This window comes from Nocardioides convexus (assembly GCF_011090295.1).
The window spans coordinates 694,262-712,872 of record NZ_JAAMYA010000001.1 but is presented as its reverse complement, the minus strand read 5'-3'; the positions used below and the strand labels follow the sequence as shown (position 1 = coordinate 712,872).

Annotated in this window: 25 protein-coding genes, 1 tRNA gene and 6 pseudogenes; 25 read left to right on the top strand and 7 right to left on the bottom strand. The window is 72.2% G+C overall.

Features of this window, described 5'->3' with window-relative positions; genetic code table 11:
* Positions 1-21 precede the first annotated feature (21 nt).
* From G5V59_RS05265 to G5V59_RS05255, 3 genes are all read left to right on the top strand, one after another.
* A tRNA-Pro gene (locus G5V59_RS05265) sits at positions 22-95 on the top strand.
* Positions 96-857: 762 nt separating this feature from the next.
* Positions 858-1,811: an MBOAT family O-acyltransferase gene (locus tag G5V59_RS05260; RefSeq protein WP_278255811.1), complete on the top strand. Its 954-nt coding sequence runs from the start codon at positions 858-860 to the stop codon at positions 1,809-1,811.
* Between the two features lie 401 nt (positions 1,812-2,212).
* A complete protein-coding gene (locus G5V59_RS05255) occupies positions 2,213-2,806 on the top strand; it encodes a hypothetical protein (RefSeq protein ID WP_341350858.1) in 594 nt (197 codons plus the stop codon).
* On the opposite strand, the gene G5V59_RS05250 is transcribed toward G5V59_RS05255, so the two are convergent.
* Positions 2,727-3,125: a hypothetical protein gene (locus G5V59_RS05250; RefSeq protein ID WP_278255809.1), complete on the bottom strand. Its 399-nt coding sequence runs from the start codon at positions 3,123-3,125 to the stop codon at positions 2,727-2,729. The two genes, G5V59_RS05255 and G5V59_RS05250, sit on opposite strands and share 80 nt — an antisense overlap.
* Before the next feature lie 38 nt (positions 3,126-3,163).
* On the opposite strand from G5V59_RS05250, the gene G5V59_RS05245 reads away from it, so the two are divergent.
* On the top strand, positions 3,164-4,132 hold the full coding sequence (locus G5V59_RS05245) for a diiron oxygenase (RefSeq protein WP_278255808.1): 969 nt from the start codon (positions 3,164-3,166) through the stop codon (positions 4,130-4,132).
* A 63-nt stretch (positions 4,133-4,195) separates the two neighbouring features.
* Here G5V59_RS05245 and G5V59_RS05240 read toward each other — a convergent pair whose 3' ends face one another.
* From G5V59_RS05240 to G5V59_RS05225, 4 genes are all read right to left on the bottom strand, one after another.
* Complete coding sequence (locus tag G5V59_RS05240) at positions 4,196-5,077, bottom strand: cation transporter (RefSeq protein ID WP_278255807.1); 882 nt, start codon at positions 5,075-5,077, stop codon at positions 4,196-4,198.
* On the bottom strand, positions 5,071-5,646 hold the full coding sequence (locus G5V59_RS05235) for a hypothetical protein (protein WP_278255806.1): 576 nt from the start codon (positions 5,644-5,646) through the stop codon (positions 5,071-5,073). Before G5V59_RS05235 ends, G5V59_RS05240 begins: the two co-directional genes overlap by 7 nt.
* On the bottom strand, positions 5,574-6,281 hold the full coding sequence (locus G5V59_RS05230; RefSeq protein WP_278255805.1) for a hypothetical protein: 708 nt from the start codon (positions 6,279-6,281) through the stop codon (positions 5,574-5,576). The genes G5V59_RS05235 and G5V59_RS05230 overlap by 73 nt, the downstream gene beginning before the upstream one ends.
* 330 nt (positions 6,282-6,611) lie before the next feature.
* Complete coding sequence (locus tag G5V59_RS05225) at positions 6,612-6,752, bottom strand: hypothetical protein (RefSeq protein ID WP_278255804.1); 141 nt, start codon at positions 6,750-6,752, stop codon at positions 6,612-6,614.
* 104 nt (positions 6,753-6,856) lie between these two features.
* Here G5V59_RS05225 and G5V59_RS05220 point away from each other — a divergent pair, with 104 nt between their 5' ends.
* Complete coding sequence (locus G5V59_RS05220; RefSeq protein ID WP_278255803.1) at positions 6,857-7,252, top strand: hypothetical protein; 396 nt, start codon at positions 6,857-6,859, stop codon at positions 7,250-7,252.
* A 76-nt stretch (positions 7,253-7,328) separates the two neighbouring features.
* On the opposite strand, the gene G5V59_RS05215 is transcribed toward G5V59_RS05220, so the two are convergent.
* Positions 7,329-7,901, bottom strand: a complete 573-nt coding sequence (locus tag G5V59_RS05215) for a CDP-glycerol glycerophosphotransferase family protein (protein ID WP_278255802.1) — start codon at positions 7,899-7,901, stop codon at positions 7,329-7,331.
* 3 nt (positions 7,902-7,904) lie between these two features.
* On the bottom strand, positions 7,905-8,399 hold the full coding sequence (locus G5V59_RS05210) for a hypothetical protein (protein ID WP_278255801.1): 495 nt from the start codon (positions 8,397-8,399) through the stop codon (positions 7,905-7,907).
* A 165-nt stretch (positions 8,400-8,564) separates the two neighbouring features.
* Here G5V59_RS05210 and G5V59_RS05205 point away from each other — a divergent pair, with 165 nt between their 5' ends.
* The 20 genes and pseudogenes from G5V59_RS05205 to G5V59_RS05115 all read left to right on the top strand — a co-directional run bounded on the left by G5V59_RS05205 (position 8,565) and on the right by G5V59_RS05115 (position 18,511).
* Positions 8,565-9,239, top strand: coding sequence for an acyltransferase (locus G5V59_RS05205; protein WP_278255800.1), 675 nt, complete (start codon positions 8,565-8,567; stop codon positions 9,237-9,239).
* Between the two features lie 34 nt (positions 9,240-9,273).
* Positions 9,274-9,444: pseudogene (locus tag G5V59_RS05200) on the top strand (hypothetical protein); the annotation flags it as partial.
* 167 nt (positions 9,445-9,611) lie between these two features.
* Positions 9,612-9,881 (top strand): AMP-binding protein, encoded by a 270-nt coding sequence (locus G5V59_RS05195; RefSeq protein ID WP_341351134.1) that lies wholly within the window; start codon positions 9,612-9,614, stop codon positions 9,879-9,881.
* A 162-nt stretch (positions 9,882-10,043) separates the two neighbouring features.
* Positions 10,044-11,000, top strand: coding sequence for an AMP-binding protein (locus G5V59_RS05190; RefSeq protein WP_278255799.1), 957 nt, complete (start codon positions 10,044-10,046; stop codon positions 10,998-11,000).
* A complete protein-coding gene (locus G5V59_RS05185) occupies positions 10,997-11,167 on the top strand; it encodes a hypothetical protein (protein ID WP_278255798.1) in 171 nt (56 codons plus the stop codon). Before G5V59_RS05190 ends, G5V59_RS05185 begins: the two co-directional genes overlap by 4 nt.
* Positions 11,168-11,219: 52 nt before the next feature.
* Positions 11,220-11,555, top strand: coding sequence for a CNNM domain-containing protein (locus G5V59_RS05180; RefSeq protein WP_278255797.1), 336 nt, complete (start codon positions 11,220-11,222; stop codon positions 11,553-11,555).
* 33 nt (positions 11,556-11,588) lie between these two features.
* Positions 11,589-11,840: a hypothetical protein gene (locus G5V59_RS05175; RefSeq protein WP_278255796.1), complete on the top strand. Its 252-nt coding sequence runs from the start codon at positions 11,589-11,591 to the stop codon at positions 11,838-11,840.
* Positions 11,840-12,430 (top strand): CBS domain-containing protein, encoded by a 591-nt coding sequence (locus tag G5V59_RS05170; protein WP_278255795.1) that lies wholly within the window; start codon positions 11,840-11,842, stop codon positions 12,428-12,430. The genes G5V59_RS05175 and G5V59_RS05170 overlap by 1 nt, the downstream gene beginning before the upstream one ends.
* Complete coding sequence (locus G5V59_RS05165; RefSeq protein WP_278255794.1) at positions 12,381-12,578, top strand: transporter associated domain-containing protein; 198 nt, start codon at positions 12,381-12,383, stop codon at positions 12,576-12,578. Before G5V59_RS05170 ends, G5V59_RS05165 begins: the two co-directional genes overlap by 50 nt.
* Positions 12,571-12,825 (top strand): CNNM domain-containing protein, encoded by a 255-nt coding sequence (locus G5V59_RS05160; protein ID WP_278255793.1) that lies wholly within the window; start codon positions 12,571-12,573, stop codon positions 12,823-12,825. The genes G5V59_RS05165 and G5V59_RS05160 overlap by 8 nt, the downstream gene beginning before the upstream one ends.
* Positions 12,768-13,115 (top strand): annotated as a pseudogene (locus G5V59_RS05155) (CNNM domain-containing protein); the annotation flags it as partial. The gene G5V59_RS05160 and the pseudogene G5V59_RS05155, both read left to right, overlap by 58 nt.
* A 160-nt stretch (positions 13,116-13,275) precedes the next feature.
* Positions 13,276-13,629 carry a CBS domain-containing protein gene (locus G5V59_RS35810; RefSeq protein WP_341350857.1) on the top strand — a complete coding sequence of 118 codons (354 nt, stop codon included), beginning with the start codon at positions 13,276-13,278 and terminating at the stop codon, positions 13,627-13,629.
* Between the two features lie 7 nt (positions 13,630-13,636).
* Positions 13,637-13,786 (top strand): annotated as a pseudogene (locus G5V59_RS35805) (hypothetical protein); the annotation flags it as partial.
* A 58-nt stretch (positions 13,787-13,844) separates the two neighbouring features.
* The gene (locus G5V59_RS35800) at positions 13,845-15,104 is read left to right on the top strand and encodes a DUF881 domain-containing protein (RefSeq protein WP_341351133.1); all 1,260 of its coding nucleotides are present in this window, start codon (positions 13,845-13,847) and stop codon (positions 15,102-15,104) included.
* Positions 15,101-15,434: pseudogene (locus tag G5V59_RS05135) on the top strand (small basic family protein). Before G5V59_RS35800 ends, G5V59_RS05135 begins: the two are co-directional and overlap by 4 nt.
* A 128-nt stretch (positions 15,435-15,562) precedes the next feature.
* A complete protein-coding gene (gcvH, locus tag G5V59_RS35795; protein WP_341351132.1) occupies positions 15,563-16,561 on the top strand; it encodes a glycine cleavage system protein GcvH in 999 nt (332 codons plus the stop codon).
* Entirely contained in the window at positions 16,542-16,697 is a 156-nt protein-coding gene (locus tag G5V59_RS35790) for a hypothetical protein (protein WP_341350856.1), read from the top strand. Before gcvH ends, G5V59_RS35790 begins: the two co-directional genes overlap by 20 nt.
* Positions 16,660-17,179: pseudogene (locus G5V59_RS05125) on the top strand (FHA domain-containing protein). The gene G5V59_RS35790 and the pseudogene G5V59_RS05125 overlap by 38 nt, the downstream one beginning before the upstream one ends.
* Positions 17,180-17,181: 2 nt before the next feature.
* The gene (locus G5V59_RS05120; RefSeq protein ID WP_341350855.1) at positions 17,182-17,910 is read left to right on the top strand and encodes a MerR family transcriptional regulator; all 729 of its coding nucleotides are present in this window, start codon (positions 17,182-17,184) and stop codon (positions 17,908-17,910) included.
* A 128-nt stretch (positions 17,911-18,038) separates the two neighbouring features.
* Positions 18,039-18,511: pseudogene (locus G5V59_RS05115) on the top strand (bifunctional nuclease family protein).
* Positions 18,512-18,611 lie beyond the last annotated feature (100 nt).

The window sequence follows — 18,611 nt, the reverse complement described above, 5'->3', positions numbered from 1 at the left end:
GGCGATCCCGTGCGGAGTGTTCGGGCTGTAGCGCGGCTTGGTAGCGCACCTGACTGGGGGTCAGGGGGTCGCAGGTTCAAATCCTGTCAGCCCGACCGAACCGCATCCGGCGGCGGGAGCCGGTGGCCGAGCGAGCCGAGGGGGACCTTTGTCGTTCGCGGCGCCGCTGTTCCTGTGGTACTTCCTGCCCGCGGTGCTCGTGGCCCACTGGGTCCTCCCGCAGCGTTTCCGCAACGGCATCCTCGCGGTCTTCTCGATCGCCTTCTACGCCGTCGGGGGCAAGGAGTTCGTCCTCCTGCTGCTCGCCATGATGGCGATCAACTACTCCGCGGGGCTCGCCATCGGCCGCGCCCGCCGGCGCCCGCGTCCGCCTCGGGTGCTCACCCCGAAGGCGATCCTGGTCGCCACGGTCTCCGGCGACCTGGCCGTGCTCGCGGTGTGGAAGTACCTCGGCTTCGCCAGCGTCGCGGTGGACCAGATCGACCGGGCACTCGGTGGCTCGGGCTCGCCGGTCATCGAGGTGGCCCTGCCGATCGGGATCAGCCTTCTTCACCTTCCACCACCTGTCCTACGTCGTCGACATCTACCGCGGCACCCGGCCGCCGATGCGCAACCCCCTGACCTTCGCGACGTACATCGCGATGTTCCCGCAGTCTCATCGCCGGCCCGATCGTGCGCTACCACGAGATCGCCGACCAGGCTTCACCATCAGCATCACGACCGCTGGGCCGACTTCGTCGACGGCTTCCCGCGCTTCGCCTGGGGGCTGTTCAAGAAGGTCGTCATCGCCGACTCCCTGGCCTCGATCGCCGACACCGCGTTCGCCTCCTCGCACCCCAGGCTTCGCCACCGCGTGGGTGGGCGCGATCGCCTACACGGGCCAGATCTACTTCGACTTCTCCGGCTACTCCGACATGGCGATCGGCCTGGCGATCATGTTCGGCCTGCGCCTGCCGGAGAACTTCCGCCGGCCCTACTCCGCGGTCTCGATCACCGACTTCTGGCGGCGCTGGCACATGTCGCTGTCGCGCTGGTTCCGCGACTACCTCTACATCCCGCTCGGTGGTAACCGTGGCGGCACCGCACACACCTACCGCAACCTGGTGATCGTCTTCCTCGCCACCGGCCTGTGGCACGGCGCGGCCTGGACGTTCGTGCTGTGGGGCGTCTACCACGGTGCCCTGCTGATCGTGGAGCGTGCGACCGGGCTGGCGAAGGTGGAGCGCCATGCGGCCGTACGACGGGCGGGGACCTTCGTGCTGGTGATCTTCGGCTGGGTGCTCTTCCGAGCGGCGGACCTCGGCGAGTTCGGCCGGATGGCTGGCGCGATGCTGCGCCCGGACCGGCTCACCGAGCCCGCCTGGGGCCTCGCGCCCGACCTGCTCGTGACCACCGCGCCCCACGAGTGGGTGCTGCTGGCGCTCGTGCCCCTGCTCGCGCTGATCCCGGGCTCGCTGACCATGGGCCGCACCATCGACGGCCTGGATGCGACCTCGGCACGCCGCCAGACGGCCGCCCGGGTCGTCGCCCTGGTCGTCGCGCCGGTGGCGGCGATGGTCGCCGTCGCGGGCAGCCTTCAGTCCCTTCCTCTACTTCCAGTTCTGATCGGAGACCCACGTGCGCTGGTACCGCGGAGTCGCCGGACTCGTCGCCCTCCTGTTCGTCTTCGGGCCGGCACTGCTCTACGTCACCGGGGAGCGGCCCTCGGCCTTCGAGAACCGGCCGCTCGCCGAGGCGCCCGACCCGGCCGACGGTTGGGGCGCCCTCGACGCACTGGCGCCGTGGGCCTCCGACCACCTGCCCGGCCGTGAGAACGCGGTGCGTGCCAACGCCTGGGTCGACTACCACCTGCTCGGCACGCTGCCTGCCGCCGCGGGTGGCGCCCGGGCCACCGGCGCGGGTGCCGCAGGGGCGACGGCGCCGACGCCGCAGGTACTCCGCGGACGCGACGACACGCTCTACCTCGGCCAGGAGTTCGACCTCGCGTGCGCGGACCGCGGCGGCTACCGCCGCGCCCTGGTCAGGCTCGCCCGGCTTGCGCGGCTCATCGAGAGCTCCGGACGTCGCTCCCTCTTCTTCGTCGGCCCCAACAAGTCCGCGGTCGTCGGCGCGAACCTGCCGCGCCACCTGCCGACCGGCAGCTTGTGCCGCCGATGCCCTGCCGGCCCAGGACCGGACGCTCGACCGCTTCTCGGACCCCCGGTACGTCGCCATGCGCGCACCGCTCGCCGACATGGTCGCCGCGGGGGAGCAGCCCTTCTGGCGCACCGACACGCACTGGAGCTCAGTCGGCACCGCAGTCCTGGCCCGCCGGCTCGCCGAGAGGCTCGACCCGGCCCTGGCGGCACGGCTGGAGGTGCGGAAGGGCCAGCGGAGCAAGACCGGTGACCTGACCCTGCTCGCCGGCCTCGACTTCGACGAGGAGGCGGCCTCGGCGGACGTGAGCGCCGGGGGAGAGGTGCGCGAGAGCGCCGGGAGCGACCACTGGGACGAAGGCACTCCGGTCTACGGGACCCACCGGTGGACCACCGCACCGAGTGCGGGCCTGGTCCCGGGGCGCACGGCGCTGGTGGGCGACTCGTTCACCTACTTCGCGCTCGGCAACCTGCGCCCGCTCTTCGCCGAGGGGGAGTTCCTGTGGATCGCCCACCCCGTCGCGCAGGCGCAGATCGTGGCAGGCATCGTGGACGCCGACACCGTCGTCCTCGAGACGGTTCAGCGCAGTCTCACCCGGAGTCTGCTCGTCTCCGACACCTTCTACCTGGCGGTGAAGAAGGCGCTGGCGGCGGACGTGAGTCCAGACTGATCCGATGTCGCCGGTCGAGGCCGGCCTCGGGCTCGTCGTCGGAGACCTGCAGCACGACGACGGGCGTGGGGTCGAGCGGTACGACGGCGAGGGCCGCGCGCTCGCCGGCCCACTTCTCGATCTCGCCGAAGTCGGTTCCGCAGCCCTCGGCGCCACCGTCCTCCCCGAAGGAGCGCCGCAGGTCGTCGGTGCCGCCCAGGTGCAGGTTCTTCTTCAGGGTGGGGAACTTGCGCAGCGCGTCGTACGCCGCGACCTTCCGCCCGCCCGGCGGGTCGAGGATGAGCGACGCGGTGCGCTTTCCGACAATATCCGTTACCAACGGTTGCAGATAGACCGGCGGAGGCCTACCGTCGGTCCATGGGCAGCATCGGGACCAGCCAGCAGGACTACCACCACCTGCTCCGCACGCTCTCCGAGGCGTCGGTCGAGCACCACTTCGACGCCTTCGTCGACATCGCGTGGGACGACCCGGCGCTGGCGATCGACCCGCAGGACCCGCGCTGGATCCTGCCGGAGATCGACGCCCTGGGCCGCACGGAGTGGTACCGGTCGCTGCCGCGGGAGCGCCAGATCGAGGTCGGCTTCTACCGCCAGACCAACGTCGTGAAGGTCGGCCTGCAGTTCGAGCAGGTGCTCATCGCGGGCCTGATGATGTACTGCCTGACCCTGCCCAACGGCCGCCCCGAGTTCCGCTACTCCACGCACGAGGCGACCGAGGAGTGCCACCACACCCAGATGTTCCAGGAGTTCGTCAACCGCACCGGGCTCGACGTCGCCGGTGCGCCCTGGAGCTTCCGGGCCCTGGCGCCCTTCCTGCCGCTGGCGGCCAAGCACCTGCCCTTCACCTTCTTCATCGGCGTTCTCGGTGGCGAGGAGCCGATCGACCACGTGCAGAAGGTGATGCTGCGCTCGGCGGCCGAGATGCACCCGCTGCTGCGCCGGATCAGCCAGATCCACGTCGCGGAGGAGGCCCGGCACATCGGCTTCGCCCACCAGTTCCTGGAGCACCGCTCGCCCCGCCTGGGCCGGGTGCGCCGCGGTCTCGCCTCGCTGATCATGCCGGTCCTCATGCGCACCCTGGCCGACGTCATCGTCGTACCGAGCCCGAAGGCACGCCGGGCGATGGGCATCCCGCCCGAGGTCGTGCGCGAGGTGTGGTGGGAGAGCCCCGAGGCGCGGGAGATGCTGCGCGACATGTTCGGGGACGTGCGGATGCTCGCCGAGGAGGCCCGCCTGATGAACCCCGTCTCCCGCCGGCTCTGGCGGGCGCTGGGCATCGACGGCCGGCCCAACCGGTTCCGCAGCGAGCCCGCCCGCGCCGCCTGATCCCGTCGGCCGCTCAGTCGGCGGCGTCGGCCGGCTGCAGGTCGGTCCGGTCGCCGGGCCGGGTCAGGGTGAGCACCGCCCGGGTGATCTCGGGACGGTCGTGCAGGCTGGTCCTCGATCCGGCCCAGCCGCTCGGCCACGTCGGACTCCGGCGCGTCCCCGACCAGGTCCACGGCCGCGACCAGGAAGATCCGGTCGGCACCGACCCACTCCATGTACAGGTAGGCTGATCCGGGCGATCTCGGGGTGCGCGAGCAGTGCGCGCAGCGCCACGTCGCGGGTCAGCGGGGTCACCGTCTCGCCGGTGAGGAAGTCCATGTTGCGGCGGATCAGGAAGAGCGCGACCACGCCCAGCAGGACGCCGACGACGATGGAGCCGATCGCGTCCCAGACCGGGTTGCCGGTCACCTGGTGCAGCAGGATGCCGACGAAGGCGACGGCCAGCCCGATCAGGGCGGCGAAGTCCTCGGCGAAGACCGCGCGCAGCATCGGGTTCGACGTCAGCCGGAGGTAGCGCAGCGGCGAGATCCGGCGTCGTACGGCGGCCGAGCGGGCCTCGCGCAGCGCCTGCAGGAAGGAGATGCCCTCCAGCACGAAGGCGATCGCGAGGACCACGTAGGCCCAGGTGTACGACGGCGCCTCCTCCTCGGCACCCAGCGACTGCACCCCGTGCCACACCGACACCGCCGCGCCGACGGTGAAGAGCCCGAAGGCGGCGAACATCGACCACACGTAGCCGACCCGGCCGTAGCCCAGCGTGTGGCTCTCGTCCGGCGGCCGGGCCGCCTTGCGCTCGCCGATGAGCAGGAACACCTCGTTGCCCGCGTCGGCCCACGAGTGCGCAGCCTCGGCGATCATCGAGGCGGAGCCGGTGACGGCCGCGGCGACCGACTTGGCCACCGCGATGAGCAGGTTCGCGGTGAACGCGACGACCACGGTCAGCACGACGCCGACGCTACTCCTCGCCGGCCGCTCAGCCGCCGAGGGCGCGCTCTGTGCCGAGTCGTGCCCGCGCGGCGGCCGCGACCCCGGCGTCGCGGGAGCCGGGCGCCGCGGAGGCCGCCGAGGCGGTGCCCTTCCAGGTGCCGCGGATCCCGTGGTCGCGCTGCATGCGGGCGAAGTAGTCGACGACCTCGACCTCCTTGGCGCGCAGCGCCAGGCTCGGTCGAGGTGGGCCGGGCCGGCGTCGCCGGATCGACCGGCTCAGCCGCGATCGCCGCTGCCCGCGCCTCGTCGCGGGAGCGGGCGAGCCGCTCCCCGACGTGGTCGGCCCAGGCCTCGTAGAACGCCGCCCGCGCCGTCGAGCCGTGCACCGGCCGGAGCTCCCAGCGGCGCCGCCGGACGTCCCAGACCTGCCGGGTGTCGGCCTTGTGCGCCCCCGAGCGCAGGTGGGCGTCGCCGTCGGCGACCATCTGGGTGACCAGCGAGGCGTAGAGCGCCTTCACCACGGCGATGTCGGTGGGGAAGCCGTAGAGGGTGACCCGGGTGTTGCTGGTGTAGATCGCGACCCGCACGTCGTTGGCCCGGGCGATCTCCAGGGAGCAGCCGGACGTAGCGGGCCAGCGAGCGCTTGCCGCTCTCGCCGATCAGCACCGTCTCCCAGGCCGGGTCCTGGCGGTGCTCCTCGCTGTGGGCGCTGGCCCGCGCCACGGCCAGCGCGATCTGGTGCCGGGTCGCCAGGTCCTGCGCCTTGGCGAAGAAGGCGTCGCGCTCGGCCGTGTTGCTCGTGCGCTCGGCCTGGCGCAGCAGCCGGCCGATCCGCAGCAGGGTGCGGTCCTCGCCGTCGACGCCGGTGTCCAGCCCCGAGAGCCTGGTACGCCGTGTGCAGCAGGTCCGCCAGCACCGGCATCCCGATGTCCTCCAGCAGGCGCACGAAGGTGGTGCGGAACGCGGCCGGGTGCCCGTCCACCCCGGCGAGGTGGTGGGCGACCTCGTGCAGCACGACCGCGGCCCGCAGCGACCACGAGCCGCCGACCTCGCGCGGCGGGATCGCGATCACCCCGCGCACGGGCAGGTCGCCGCGCTCGTAGTGCGCCTGACGGTGCCCGCGCCGGGCGCGGACGACGACCGGGACATCGGCCAGGTCGAGCCCGGTGCCGTCGTCGTACCGGCTGCCGGTGGCGCGCAGGTGGGCCAGCACGCGGTCCACGAACTCCTGGACGTGGGCAGGGTCGGTGAACCGCGGCTCGGTCTCCGGCTCCAGGCTCGCGCACGCTGGAGCCCACCGTCACCCGCAGCGGCGTGCCCGGGGTGCGGGCGGCCTCGTCGAGCCAGCCGGCCAACAGGTCCTCGGCGGCGTAGACGGAAGCGGTGTCGTCGGCCATGGCACCAGCCTCTCAGGCAGGTCCGACGACCACCCCGAGCGGGCGGGCGGGGTTTCGTCCTGGGGGGAGGAGGGAACCGGTAGCCTCCGGCTGCGGCGTCCGTCGCAGAACCGTCACCCATCCTGATCCCGGGGGCACCACCCATGCATCTCACCTCACTGCGGCGCGTCGGCCTGACGGTCCTCGCCCTGCTCGCGAGCACCCTCTCGCTCGTCGCCGTCACCAGCGCTCCGGCCCATGCCGCGGGCGTCCAGACCGTCGCCCACCTGCAGCGCAACTACGCGCTGGTCCGCCACGGCAGCGCCGTCACCTTCGAGGGCTGGGTCACCCAAGCCGGTGACACGACGCCGCGCTACCCCGGCGCGACCTACCTGCAGCGCCGCATCGTCGGCCAGACCGCGTGGGCCACGCTGCCGCCACGCCGCGACCTCACCCAGAGCGACCCGACCCCGACCTGGACCACCATCCCGTCGTACTCGGCCGACTACCGGCTCTACTTCGCGGGCACCACGGTCGAGGGCACCGTCGTCAACCCGTCGGTCTCGGCCACGGTGCGCGTCAACGTCCGCCGCAACCTGCACGACAACTTCCGCCGCTCGACCCGGGTGTTCTACGGCAAGGTCACCCCGTCGTACGCCCGCCGCGTGGTCACGATCCAGAAGTCGACCTGCGCCTCGCCGACCAGCACCTCGTGCCGCTGGGTGACCTACAAGGGCGTGCGTACGACGAGCACCAGCGCCTGGTCGGTCAAGTCTGCCGGTCTACGCCCGCCGCACCCACTTCCGGGCCGTCGTGAAGCCCAGCAACGGCTACTACACGAGCCTTCTCGAACAACTACGTCACGACCTACCGCTACTGAGCGGCAGGACCGGCTAGGCAGACTCCTCGAGGCCGGCTGCGGGGCTCGCGCCCTGCAGCCGGTCACGCAATTCCACCAACGCGCCGACCGCGTCGACGAAGCGCACGGTGGAGTCGCCGACCCCGTTGTCGTCGAAGTAGTGGTGCCGCATCGCTGCCCGCGCCATCCGGTGCTCGTCGTGGTCCAGCCGCGCGGCCAGCAGCTGCGTCAGGCCGGGCAGGGTGGCGGCGTCGACCACGTCGGCGCACCGGCTGACCGGGACCTCCTGGCGCAGCCGCTCGGCGTCGTCGTACCGGTCGGTGACGAGGATGGGCTTGTCGGTCTGCAGGTAGAGCCAGTCCAGGCCGACCGAGGACACGTCGGTGACCATCGCGTCGCAGCCCGGGAAGACGGCGAGGATGTCGCCCTGCCAGATCGCGGCGTGCCCGGCCTCCGGGTCCTGCTCGGCGGCGCGCTCGAGCAGGTCGAGGATCGCCTGGTGGCCCTCGCGGACCGCCGCCACCTGACTGGTGGTGACCTTGGGGTGCGGCTTGTAGACCAGGGCGCACGCCGGGCACGGCCAGCACCTGGCGCACGATGGCGGCACCCATCACGTCGACCGAGGTGTAGCAGTTGTAGTCCGCGTCGCCCTCCCAGGTCGGCGCGTACAGCACGGTACGACGATCGCTGGGCGGCAGCAGGGGAGCGGGGCGCAGGTCCAGGCTGCGGCCGGCCGACGCGCACCAGACGCCACTCGTCGAGCCTCCATCAGTGCCGCGCGGTGCCGCTGGACGGCAGCCTCGCCGGCGACGAACACGCGGTCGTAGGCCTTGGCGTTGTTGCTGACCATGCTGTGCTTGTCGGACTCGCCGTGGTTGATGTGCACGTGCAGCATCCGGCCGTCGAGCAGCGAGTTGAAGTTGAGCGCGGAGTTGTTGCAGTAGAGCACGACCTTGGCGTCCAGTGCGTCGTACTGCGCGGCGAGGTCGTTGAAGCCGGGCGCGAACAGCACCGGCAGCGTGGTCCGCTCGGCCACGACGTCGCGGCTCCCGGCATCCCGGGTCAGCACGGCCACCGGGTGGGTGGCGTCGAGCCGTTCCAGCACCGGCAGCCACTGGAGCAGTCTGGTAGACCCGGGTCGGGTCGTCGGCGAAGTAGGCGATCACCTGGGGGGAACGAGGGTCCTGCACCAGCGAAGGCTACGGCCCGTCGCCGCACGCGAACGAACTGAGAACCCACGGCGAATGTTGCGTTTCGGTAACCTCACCCGGTGCCCGCCCTCCGCCGTCTCCTCAACCGCTCGGTCCTCGCTGCCTGGCAGTGGGTCGAGCGGGTCGGCGACGTCGCGCCGGGCACCGACCTCGCCGACCAGTTCGGCTCCTTCGCGCCGGGCGCCTGCCTGGCGTTCCCGATCGCCACGGTGGTCAACCCGCAGGCGATCCACGTCGGCCGGGACACCCTGATCGGCAAGTACGCCACGCTCTCGGTCGGCTACGGCCCGGACCAGGAGTCGCTCCCCGCGCGCGGCCTGGTCATCGGCGAGCGCTGCGTCATCGGCGCCCGCGCCTGCGTCACCGCGCACGAGTCGATCGCGATCGGCGACGACGTGTGGTTCGGCCAGGACGTGTTCGTCTCTGACGCCAGCCACGGCTACCAGGACCCCGACGTGCCCGTCGGCCTGCAGTTCGGCAGTCACCAGCCGGTCGTGATCGGCTCCGGGTCCTGGATCGGCCACGGCGCGATGATCCTGCCCGGTACGACGATCGGGCGGAACGTCGTGGTCGCCGCCGGCTCCGTGGTGCGCGGCGTCGTGGAGGACCACGCGGTCGTCGGCGGCGTGCCCGCCCGCACCATCCGACGACTGGAGCCCGGCCGGGGCTGGGTCTCGGCGACCGGCGGCGACGACGTCCGCGCCATCGCGGGCGCCCCCTCCTTCGGGGGGTGACCGGTGGGTGAGCGCCGTCACTAGGCTGGCGCCCATGAGCCGGATCGAGGACTTCGCCCAGCACGCCGCGGCCGCCACCGGCCGCCCCCTCGCCGCCGGCACCCCCGCGCAGTACGACGACCTGCACGCCTGGTCCGTCGACGAGCTCGGCGTCTTCTGGAGCAACGTCGCCGAGCACCTCGGCTTCGCGCTGCCGGCTCCCGCGCTCGCGGAGGAGCGGATGCCGGGCGCGGTCTGGTTCCCCGAGGCCCGGGTCAACTACGCCGCCGCGATCCTCGACGGCCGGCCCGCCAGCGAGGTCGCCGTCATCGGTGCCACCGAGGATCCGGCCGCGACCCGGGAGCCTGACGTGGGGCGAGTCTGCGCCGGCAGGTGGCGAGCCTCGCGGCGACGTACCGCCGCCTGGGCGTGGGGGAGGGGGACCGCGTCGTCGGCTACCTGCCCAACACCCCCGACACGATCGTCGCCCTGCTCGCCGCGGCCAGCATCGGCGCGGTCTGGTCGGTTTGCGGCATGGACTACGCCGCCTCGGCGGCGCTGGCCCGCTTCGAGCAGGCTGGACCCGGTCGTGCTGGTGCACGCGGCGTCGTACGTGCACGGGGGCAAGGTGCACGACCGCACCGCGGTGGTCGCCGAGCCTGACCGCGGCGCTGCCGAGCCTCGCGGCGACGATCGAGGTCGGCAGCGAGGATTGGGCCGCCGCGACCGGCGCCGATGCCGAGCCTGGAGACGGCGGACCTGCCCTTCGGCCACCCGCTGTGGGTGCTCTTCTCGTCCGGCACGACAGGCAAGCCCAAGGGCATCGTGCACGGCCACGGCGGCGCCCTGCTGGAGCAGGCGAAGGTGGCGGCGTACCACTTCGACCTCGGGCCGGGTGAGCGCCTGCTCTGGTACACCACGCCCTCCTGGATGATGTGGAACTTCGTGGTCGGCGGCTTGCTGACCGGCGCGTCCGTGGTGGCCTACGACGGCAGCCCGGCCCAGCCCGGCACCGACGGCCTGTGGGCGCTGGCGGCCGAGCACGGCGTGAGCGTGCTCGGGATGAGCCCGGGCTACGTCGCGGCGTGCCAGAAGGCCGGCGTCGGGCCGCAGGGCCACGACCTGAGCCGGCTGCGCCGGGTGGGGATCTCCGGCTCGACCTTCCCGGCGACCAGCCACGAGGCACTCCAGGACGCGCTGGGGCCGGAGGTCCAGATCTGCTCGATCAGCGGCGGCACCGACGTGGTGAGCGCCTTCGTCGGCCCGGCGCCGCACGTGCCGGTGTGGCCCGGCGAGTCTGTCGCGGCCCTGCCTCGGGGTCGCTCTCGACGCCTTCGACCCGGCGGGCCGGCCGGTGCGCGGGGAGGTCGGCGAGCTCGTCGTCACCCGGCCGATGCCCTCGATGCCGCTGTTCTTCTGGGGCGACGAGGACGGCAGTCGCTACCGCGACGCCTACTTCGACACCTACCCCGGCGTGTGGCGCCACGGCGACTGGATCACGCTGACCGACCACGGCTCGGTCGTGATCCACGGCCGCTCCGACGCCACCCTGAACCGCAACGGCATCCGGATGGGCAGCGGCGACATCTACGAGCCGGTCGAGGCGCTGCCGGAGGTCCGCGAGGCGCTGGTGATCGGGCTGGAGGAGGACGGGGGCGGCTACTGGATGCCGCTGTTCGTCGTGCTCGCGGACGGGGTGGAGACTCGACGAGGGGTTGGACGCGCGGATCCGGGACGCCGTCCGGACGCACGCCTCGCCGCGCCACGTGCCGGACGTCGTGATCGCCGCCCCCGGGATCCCGCACACCCGCACCGGCAAGAAGCTCGAGGTGCCGGTGAAGAAGGTGCTGGCCGGGCAGGCACTCGGTGCGTCGTACGACCCGGGCAGCGTGGACGACCCCGACCTCATCGAGTGGTACGCCGAGATCGGCCGCGCCCGGCACGGGTGACGCGCGATGTTCTAGGGTGGTGGCTCTCCCGTTCACCTCCTGAAGGACCTCGATGACCGCCTGGCTCTTGCTGGGACTCGCCATCCTCCTGATCTTCGCGTGCGGGCTCTTCGTCGCCGCCGAGTTCGCGTTCGTCACCGTCGACCGGGGTCAGGTCGACCGCGCCGCCGCCGCCGGTGACGCCTCCGCGCTCGGCCTGCAGAAGGCGCTGCGCACGCTGTCGACCCAGGCTCTCCGGGGCCCAGGTCGGGATCACGATCACCAACCTCGCGATCGGCTTCCTGGCCGAGCCGGCCATCGCGGAGCCTGCTCCGCGGCCCCCTGGAGGACGCCGGCGTCTCGAGCGGCGCGGTCACCCCGGTGGCCGTCACCACCGGGCTGGTGCTGAGCACCCTGATGACGATGCTGATCGGCGAGCCTGGTGCCCAAGAACGTCGCCATCTCGCTGCCCTACCTCACCGCCCGTGTCACCCAGCGCCCGATGCGTGCGTTCACCGCCGTGGCCAGCGGCCCGATCCGGGTGCTCAACGGCAGCGCGAACGCCATCGTGCGCCGCCTCGGCATCGAGCCCCAGGAGGAGCCTGCGCTCCGCGCGCAGCGTCACCGAGTCGGCCTCGCTGATCCAGCGCTCCGCGGACGAGGGCACCCTCGACGCCGACACCGCCGAGCCTGATGGAGCGCTCGGTGGAGTTCGGCACCCGGACCGCGGGGGAGATCATGACGCCGCGGGTGCGGACCCGGAGCCTGGAGGCCAACGACCGCGCCAGCGCGGTGATCGCGCTGGCCCGCGAGTCCGGCAATTCCCGCTTCCCGGTGCTCGACGACACCGACGCCGTCGTCGGCACGGTGCACGTCAAGAACGCCGTTGCGCTGCCGCTGCACGAGCGCTCGACCACCAAGGTGAAGCACCTGATGGCCAAGCCGATCGTGGTGCCCGACTCGCTGCGGCTCGACCCGCTGCTCGCGCTGCTGCGGGCCGACGGCTTCCAGATGGCGATCGTCCTCGACGAGTACGGCGACCACGCCGGCATCGTCACCCTGGAGGACGTCATCGAGGAGATCGTCGGCGACATCGCCGACGAGCACGACCGCACCGGCAGCCGCGCCCGGCTGCGCCGCGACGGCACCTGGGCACTGTCCGGGCTGCTGCGGCCCGACGAGGTCGAGGACCTCTCCGGGATCGAGCCTGCCGGAGAGCGAGGACTACGACACGGTGGCCGGGCTGGTGCTCAAGGTGCTGGGGCGGATCCCGGTGACGGGTGACGAGGCCGTCGTGCCCCTGCCGGTGGCGACCTCCGGCGACGACGAGGATGCTCCGCTCCGCCGGGCCGTGCTGACCGTGGACCACATGGACGGGCTGCGCATCGACCGGCTCTCCCTGCGCGTGGAGGAGGAGCCGGCCGATGGGTGACTTCGGTGGGGTGCTGCTCGCCGTCTTCCTGCTGGCGGCCAACGCCTTCTTCGTCGGCGCCGAGTTCGCGTTGATCTCGGCACGTCGCAGCCAGATCGAGCCGCGTGCCCAGGCCGGCTCGCGGATGGCCGCGATCACGCTGACCGCGATGGAGCAGGTCTCGCGGATGATGGCCGGCGCGCGACCGGCATCACGGTCTGCTCGCTCGGCCTCGGTGCTGTCGGCGAGCCCGCGCTCGCGCACCTGATCGAGCCGGTCTTCCACGAGGTCGGCGTGCCCGAGGGCTGGCTGCACCCGGTCGCCTTCGTGCTCGCCCTGATGATCGTGGTCTACCTGCACGTGGTCCTCGGCGAGATGGTGCCGAAGAACATCGCGCTCGCCGGACCGGACCGCGCCGCGCTGATCCTCGGTCCGCCGATGTACGGCATCGTGCTCGTCCTGCGCCCGCTCATCGTGTCGATCAACGCAGTCGCCAACGCGATCCTCCGGCTGCTGCGGATCGAGCCGAAGGAGGAGCTCGGCTCGACGTACACGCGGGAGGAGGTGGCCGCGCTCGTCGAGGAGTCCCACGGCGAGGGCCTGCTCGCCGAGGACGAGTACGACCGCCTCTCCGGCGCTCTCGGCTTCACCGAGAAGACCGTCGCCGAGGTGATGATGACCCCCGGGTCGCTGGCGACCGTCGTCCGCGGCTCGACCGGTGCCGACGTCGAGGCGCTGTGCGCGGCCACCGGGTTCAGCCGCTTCCCGGTCGTCTCCGACGAGGGGGAGCCTGATCGGCTACCTCCACATCAAGGACGTCCTCGAGCCCGACGAGGAGCGCCGCGAGCGGCCCGTCGCCGACCGGTGGATCCGCCCCTTCGCCACGGTCAGCGCCGACACGCTCCTGCACGACGCGCTCGAGGTGCTGCAGCGCCGGGGCGCGCACATGGCGCGCGTGGTGCAGGGGGACGGTACGACGCTCGGGGTCGCCGCCCTGGAGGACGTGATCGAGGAGCTCGTCGGAGAGATCCGCGACGCGGCTCACTCCGACGACGCGACGACCGCCTCGTGACACTAGGGTGTCGTCCGTGGGTGAAGCGGTGACGCGCGAGGAGCGCGCGACCGACCGGGTGCTGACGCTGCCGAACCTGATCAGCGCGTCGCGCCTGCTCGGCGTCCCCTTGTTCCTCTGGCTGGTGCTCGGCCCGGAGGAGGACGTGTGGGCGCTGGTCGTGCTGATGGTCTCCGGCGTCACCGACTTCCTCGACGGCTGGCTGGCGCGCAAGGCTGAACCAGACCTCGGAGCTGGGCCGGCTGCTCGACCCGGTCGCCGACCGGCTCTACATCCTGGCCGTGGTGGTCGGGCTCGCGCTGCGCGACGTCATCCCGTGGTGGGTGGCGCTCTCGCTGCCCCTGCGCGACCTGGTCCTGTGGGGCCTGGTGCCCCTGCTGCGCACCCGGGGCTACAGCGCCCTGCCGGTGCACTTCCTCGGCAAGGCCGCGACCTTCAACCTGCTCTACGCCTTCCCGCTCCTGCTGCTCGGCGACAGGGAGGGGACGATCGCCACGCTCGCCCAGATCTTCGGGTGGTCGCTGGCGCTGTGGGGGATCGGTCTCTACTGGTGGGCCGGGGTCCTCTACGCCTGGCAGGTGCGCAAGGCTCCTCGCCACGACCGAGCCCCGCTCCCGCACGGACGGGTCGTCGTGAACGACACCCTCGACCGCGCCCGGATGCCCCTGCTGACCCTCGTCACGCAGGAGGCGCTCGACCGCGACTACCAGACGGCGGCCTCGCGCCGCGGCGCGGAGACGCCCGGCCGCCCCGGCCGCCGGCTCGGTGTCGTGCTGGTCGTCGCCGCCTTCGCGGCCCTGGTCACGGTCGCCGCGGTGCAGACCTCGCAGAACGCCGACGTCAACGACGCCAGCCGGGCCAGCCTCATCAAGCGGGTCGAGGCCCTCCGCGGCCGGGTGGACACCGAGCAGGAGCAGATCTCCGCCCTGCGCGGCGCCAACACCGCCGCCGAGGACGACCTGCGAGCGCTGGGGACGCGGCTCGGCCGGGTGCAGGCCGACCGCACCTCGCTGGGCGCCTCCACCGGGTTCGAGGTGGTCCGCGGGGACGGTGTCCGGGTGGTGCTGAAGAACCCGCGGTACGCCGACGAGGACACCGAGATCCGCGACTCCGACCTCGCCCTGCTCGCCGACGCGCTGTGGGGCGCGGGCGCGGAGGCGATCGCCATCAACGGCCAGCGACTGACCGCCTTGAGCGGCATCCGGAACTCCGGCGTCGCCGTCGAGGTCAACGGGGTGGGGATCGCGCCGCCGTACACCGTGCTGGCGATCGGCGACCAACGCACGCTGTCCGCCAACCTCGTCGACTCGGGAGCCGGCTTGACCTTCATCGGCATCACTCAGCAGTTCGGTTACGACTTCGCGATGGAGAAGGCCGACGGGCTGCGCCTGCCCGCGGCCTCGGGCACGCTGCCGCGGCTCTCGTCCGCGAAGCCGACGAAGCCCACGAAGAACGACGGAGGTGACCGCCCGTGATCGCGGTGCTCGGACTGATCGTCGGCGTGGCCCTCGGCCTGGTCTTCCAGCCGGACGTCCCCGCCGGCCTCGAGGTGTACCTCCCCATCGCCGTGGTGGCGGCGCTCGACGCGGTCTTCGGCGCGCTGCGGGCCTATCTCGACGGGATCTTCGACGACAAGGTCTTCGTGGTCTCGTTCCTGAGCAACGTGGTGATCGCGGCCGGCATCGTCTACCTCGGCGACCGGCTCGGCGTCGGTGGCCAGTCTCTCGACCGGCGTGATCGTGGTCCTCGGAATCCGGATCTTCACCAACGTCGCCGCCATCCGGAGGCATGTCTTCCATGCCTGACACCGAGCCCGCCCCCGGACCAGGCTCCCGAGCCGGCCCCCGAGCCCGCTCGCGAGGTGACCCCCACCGAGCGCCTGCGCCGGGCGCTGCTGCGGCCCTCGCGCCGCCAGGTCGTTGCCGGCCTGCTGATGGCGCTCGTCGGCTTCGGTGCGGTGACCCAGGTGCGCCTCAACGACACCGACGAGACCTACGCCGGGCAGCGCGAGCAGGACCTCATCGACCTGCTCGACGGGCTGTCCGGGACCCGGCAGCGCACCGAGGCCGAGATCGACCGGCTCGAGGGCGTCGCCACGGGGCTGCGCGACGACACCACCAAGCGGCAGGCCGCGATCGACCAGGCCCAGGGCGACGTCGACACCCTCAACATCCTCGCCGGGCTGGTCCCGGTCACCGGGCCCGGCGTGCGGATCACGATCACCGAGGAGAACGGCCGCATCGAAGCTCGGCTCGCTGCTCGACACCATCCAGGGGCTGCGCACCGTCGGCGCCGAGGCGATCGCGATCAACGGCACCGCCCGGGTGGTGGCGCAGACCTCCTTCGAGAACACCGACGGCGGCTTCCTCGTCGGCGGCGAGCGGGTCGAGGCGCCCTACGTCATCGACGCGATCGGCGAGCCGGACGTCCTGCGCGGCGCGATCGACTTCACCCTCGGCCCCAAGCGCCAGATCAAGAGCGACGGCGGCGACGTCAAGGTCGAGGAGCCTGCGCACGGTCGACATCGAGGCGGTCGCGAAACGCGACGAGCCTCGCTACGCCCTGCCCGACCAGGGGCAGTAGCCTTCTCGCCATGACGAACCCGGCTGACCTGAAGTACACCGTCGAGCACGAGTGGCTGCGCACGCCCGGCGACGCGGCGGGCTCGGTCCGCGTGGGCATCACCGACTACGCCCAGGACGCCCTCGGCGACATCGTCTACGTCTCGCTTCCCGAGGTCGGGGCCACCGTCGCCGCCGGCGACGCGTGCGGCGAGCTGGAGTCCACCAAGTCCGTCAGCGACGTCTACGCGCCGGTGAGCGGCGAGATCGTGGCCGTCAACGAGGCGCTCGACGCCACGCCCGAGCCTGGTCAACAACGACCCGTACGGCGCCGGCTGGCTCTTCGAGGTCGTGCCCGCCACGCCCGGTGACGTCGACGGCCTGCTCGACGCGTCGGCGTACGAGGCCCAGGCTCGACGGCTGATCCGGTACGTTCGTAGTAGCCGTCCCGGACCCAAGGAGTTTCCCCATGCCGTTCTGCACCGCCTGTGGCCGGCAGAACCCTGACGACGCCCGCTTCTGCTCGCAGTGCGGCAACCGGCTCGTCGCGCCGGACGCCGCTCCCGCCGCGCCGGTCGTCACCGATGCCACCGCGACCATCCAGTTCGGTGGCGGCGACCGGGTCGAGACCTCCGACCGGGCGCTGAGCCCCGTCGACGCCGCTGCGGTCGACGCGCTGCCCGTGGGCCACGCGCTGCTCGTGGTGCAGAAGGGTCCCGGCGCCGGCAGCCGGTTCCTGCTCGACGCCGACGAGGTGAGCGCCGGACGCCACCCGGAGAGCGGCATCTTCCTCGACGACGTCACCGTCTCGCGGCGGCACGCGGTCTTCCGCCGCGTGGGCGACAGACTTCACGGTGGAGGACGCCGGAAGCCTCAACGGCACCTACGTCAACCGCGACCGGATCGAGAAGGCGACGCTCAAGGACAGCGACGAGGTGCAGGTCGGCAAGTACCGCCTGGTCTTCTTCGCCGGTCACGAGAGCCACTGAGCATGGTCGCTGCCGTCGCCCGCGGCGAGCGCGAGCCGCTGCTCAACATCGGGCAGGTGCTCGACCGCCTGCGCACCGAGTTCGAGGACGTCAGCATCCCGAAGATCCGGTTCCTGGAGTCCGAGGGGCTGATCAAGCCCGAGCGGACGCCGTCGGGCTACCGGAAGTTCTCCGAGGGCGACATCACCCGGCTGCGCTACATCCTGCGCATGCAGCGCGACCACTACCTGCCGCTCAAGGTCATCGGCGAGCACCTCGACGCGATGGACCGCGGCCTGCAGCCGCCCGAGCCCGAGCCGGTCGTGCCGACCGTGCCCAAGGTCGCCGTCGGCTCTGACGGCCTGCCCGCGCCGGAGTCCTTCCGTCGCACCGACAAGCCTGCGGCTCTCGCGCAAGGAGACTCATCAAGGTGGCCGAGATCGACGCCGACCTGCTCGCCCAGGCTCGAGGAGTTCGCGCTCATCACGCCCTCGGCGACCGGGCACTACGACACCGACGCGCTGGTGATCGCGCAGACCGCGAGCGAGACTCGCCGACTTCGGCATCGAGCCGCGCCACCTGCGCGCCTTCCGCACCGCCGCCGACCGCGAGGTCGGCCTCATCCAGCAGGTCGTCGCCCCGCGCCGGGGCCGCGACGCCGGCGCCTCGGCCCGCGCCGAGGAGGCCGTGAGCGAGATCGCCGCCCTCTCCGTGCGGCTGCACGCCACCTTGGTGAAGGCCGGTCTCCGTAGGATGTGACCGCGCGCGTCTCCGGCGCGTGATGGCGGCAGCAAGGCTGCCGGTCGTGCGCCTCCCGCCGCGCAGCCGGTCCTGCGCATCTGCGCGTCCGGGCTCATCACGACACGAGTAGGCTTCTCGTATGCGCGAGGTGGATGTCCTGGGAGTCCGGGTGGAGATGCCGTCCAACCAGCCCATCGTGCTGCTGCGGGAGACGACCGGCGAGCGCTACGTGCCGATCTGGATCGGCGCCGTGGAGGCCACCGCGATCGCGTTCGCCCAGCAGGGCGTCGTACCGCCCCGGCCGCTGACGCACGACCTGATGAAGGAGCCTGCTCGCCGCGACCGGCAGCGAGCTTGTCGGAGGTGCGGATCACCGACGTCAAGGACGGCGTCTTCTTCGCGACGCTGGTGCTCGACACCGGTGCCGAGATCAGCGCGCGGCCCTCGGACTCGATCGCCCTCGCCCTGCGGACCGGTACGACGATCTACTGCTCCGAGGAGGTGCTCGCCGAGGCGGGCATCGCCGCGCCGGCCGAGGAGGAGGACGAGGTCGAGGCGTTCCGCGAGTTCCTCGACCACGTCTCGCCGGAGGACTTCGAGTCCGACCGCTGAGCCTCAGCCTCAAGTTGAGCCTGAGGGTTTTGCCGACACGCCCGGTGACGTCTTTGACCGGTACGAGTCCGGCGCCGTACCTTGAAGAGTCGAATGACAG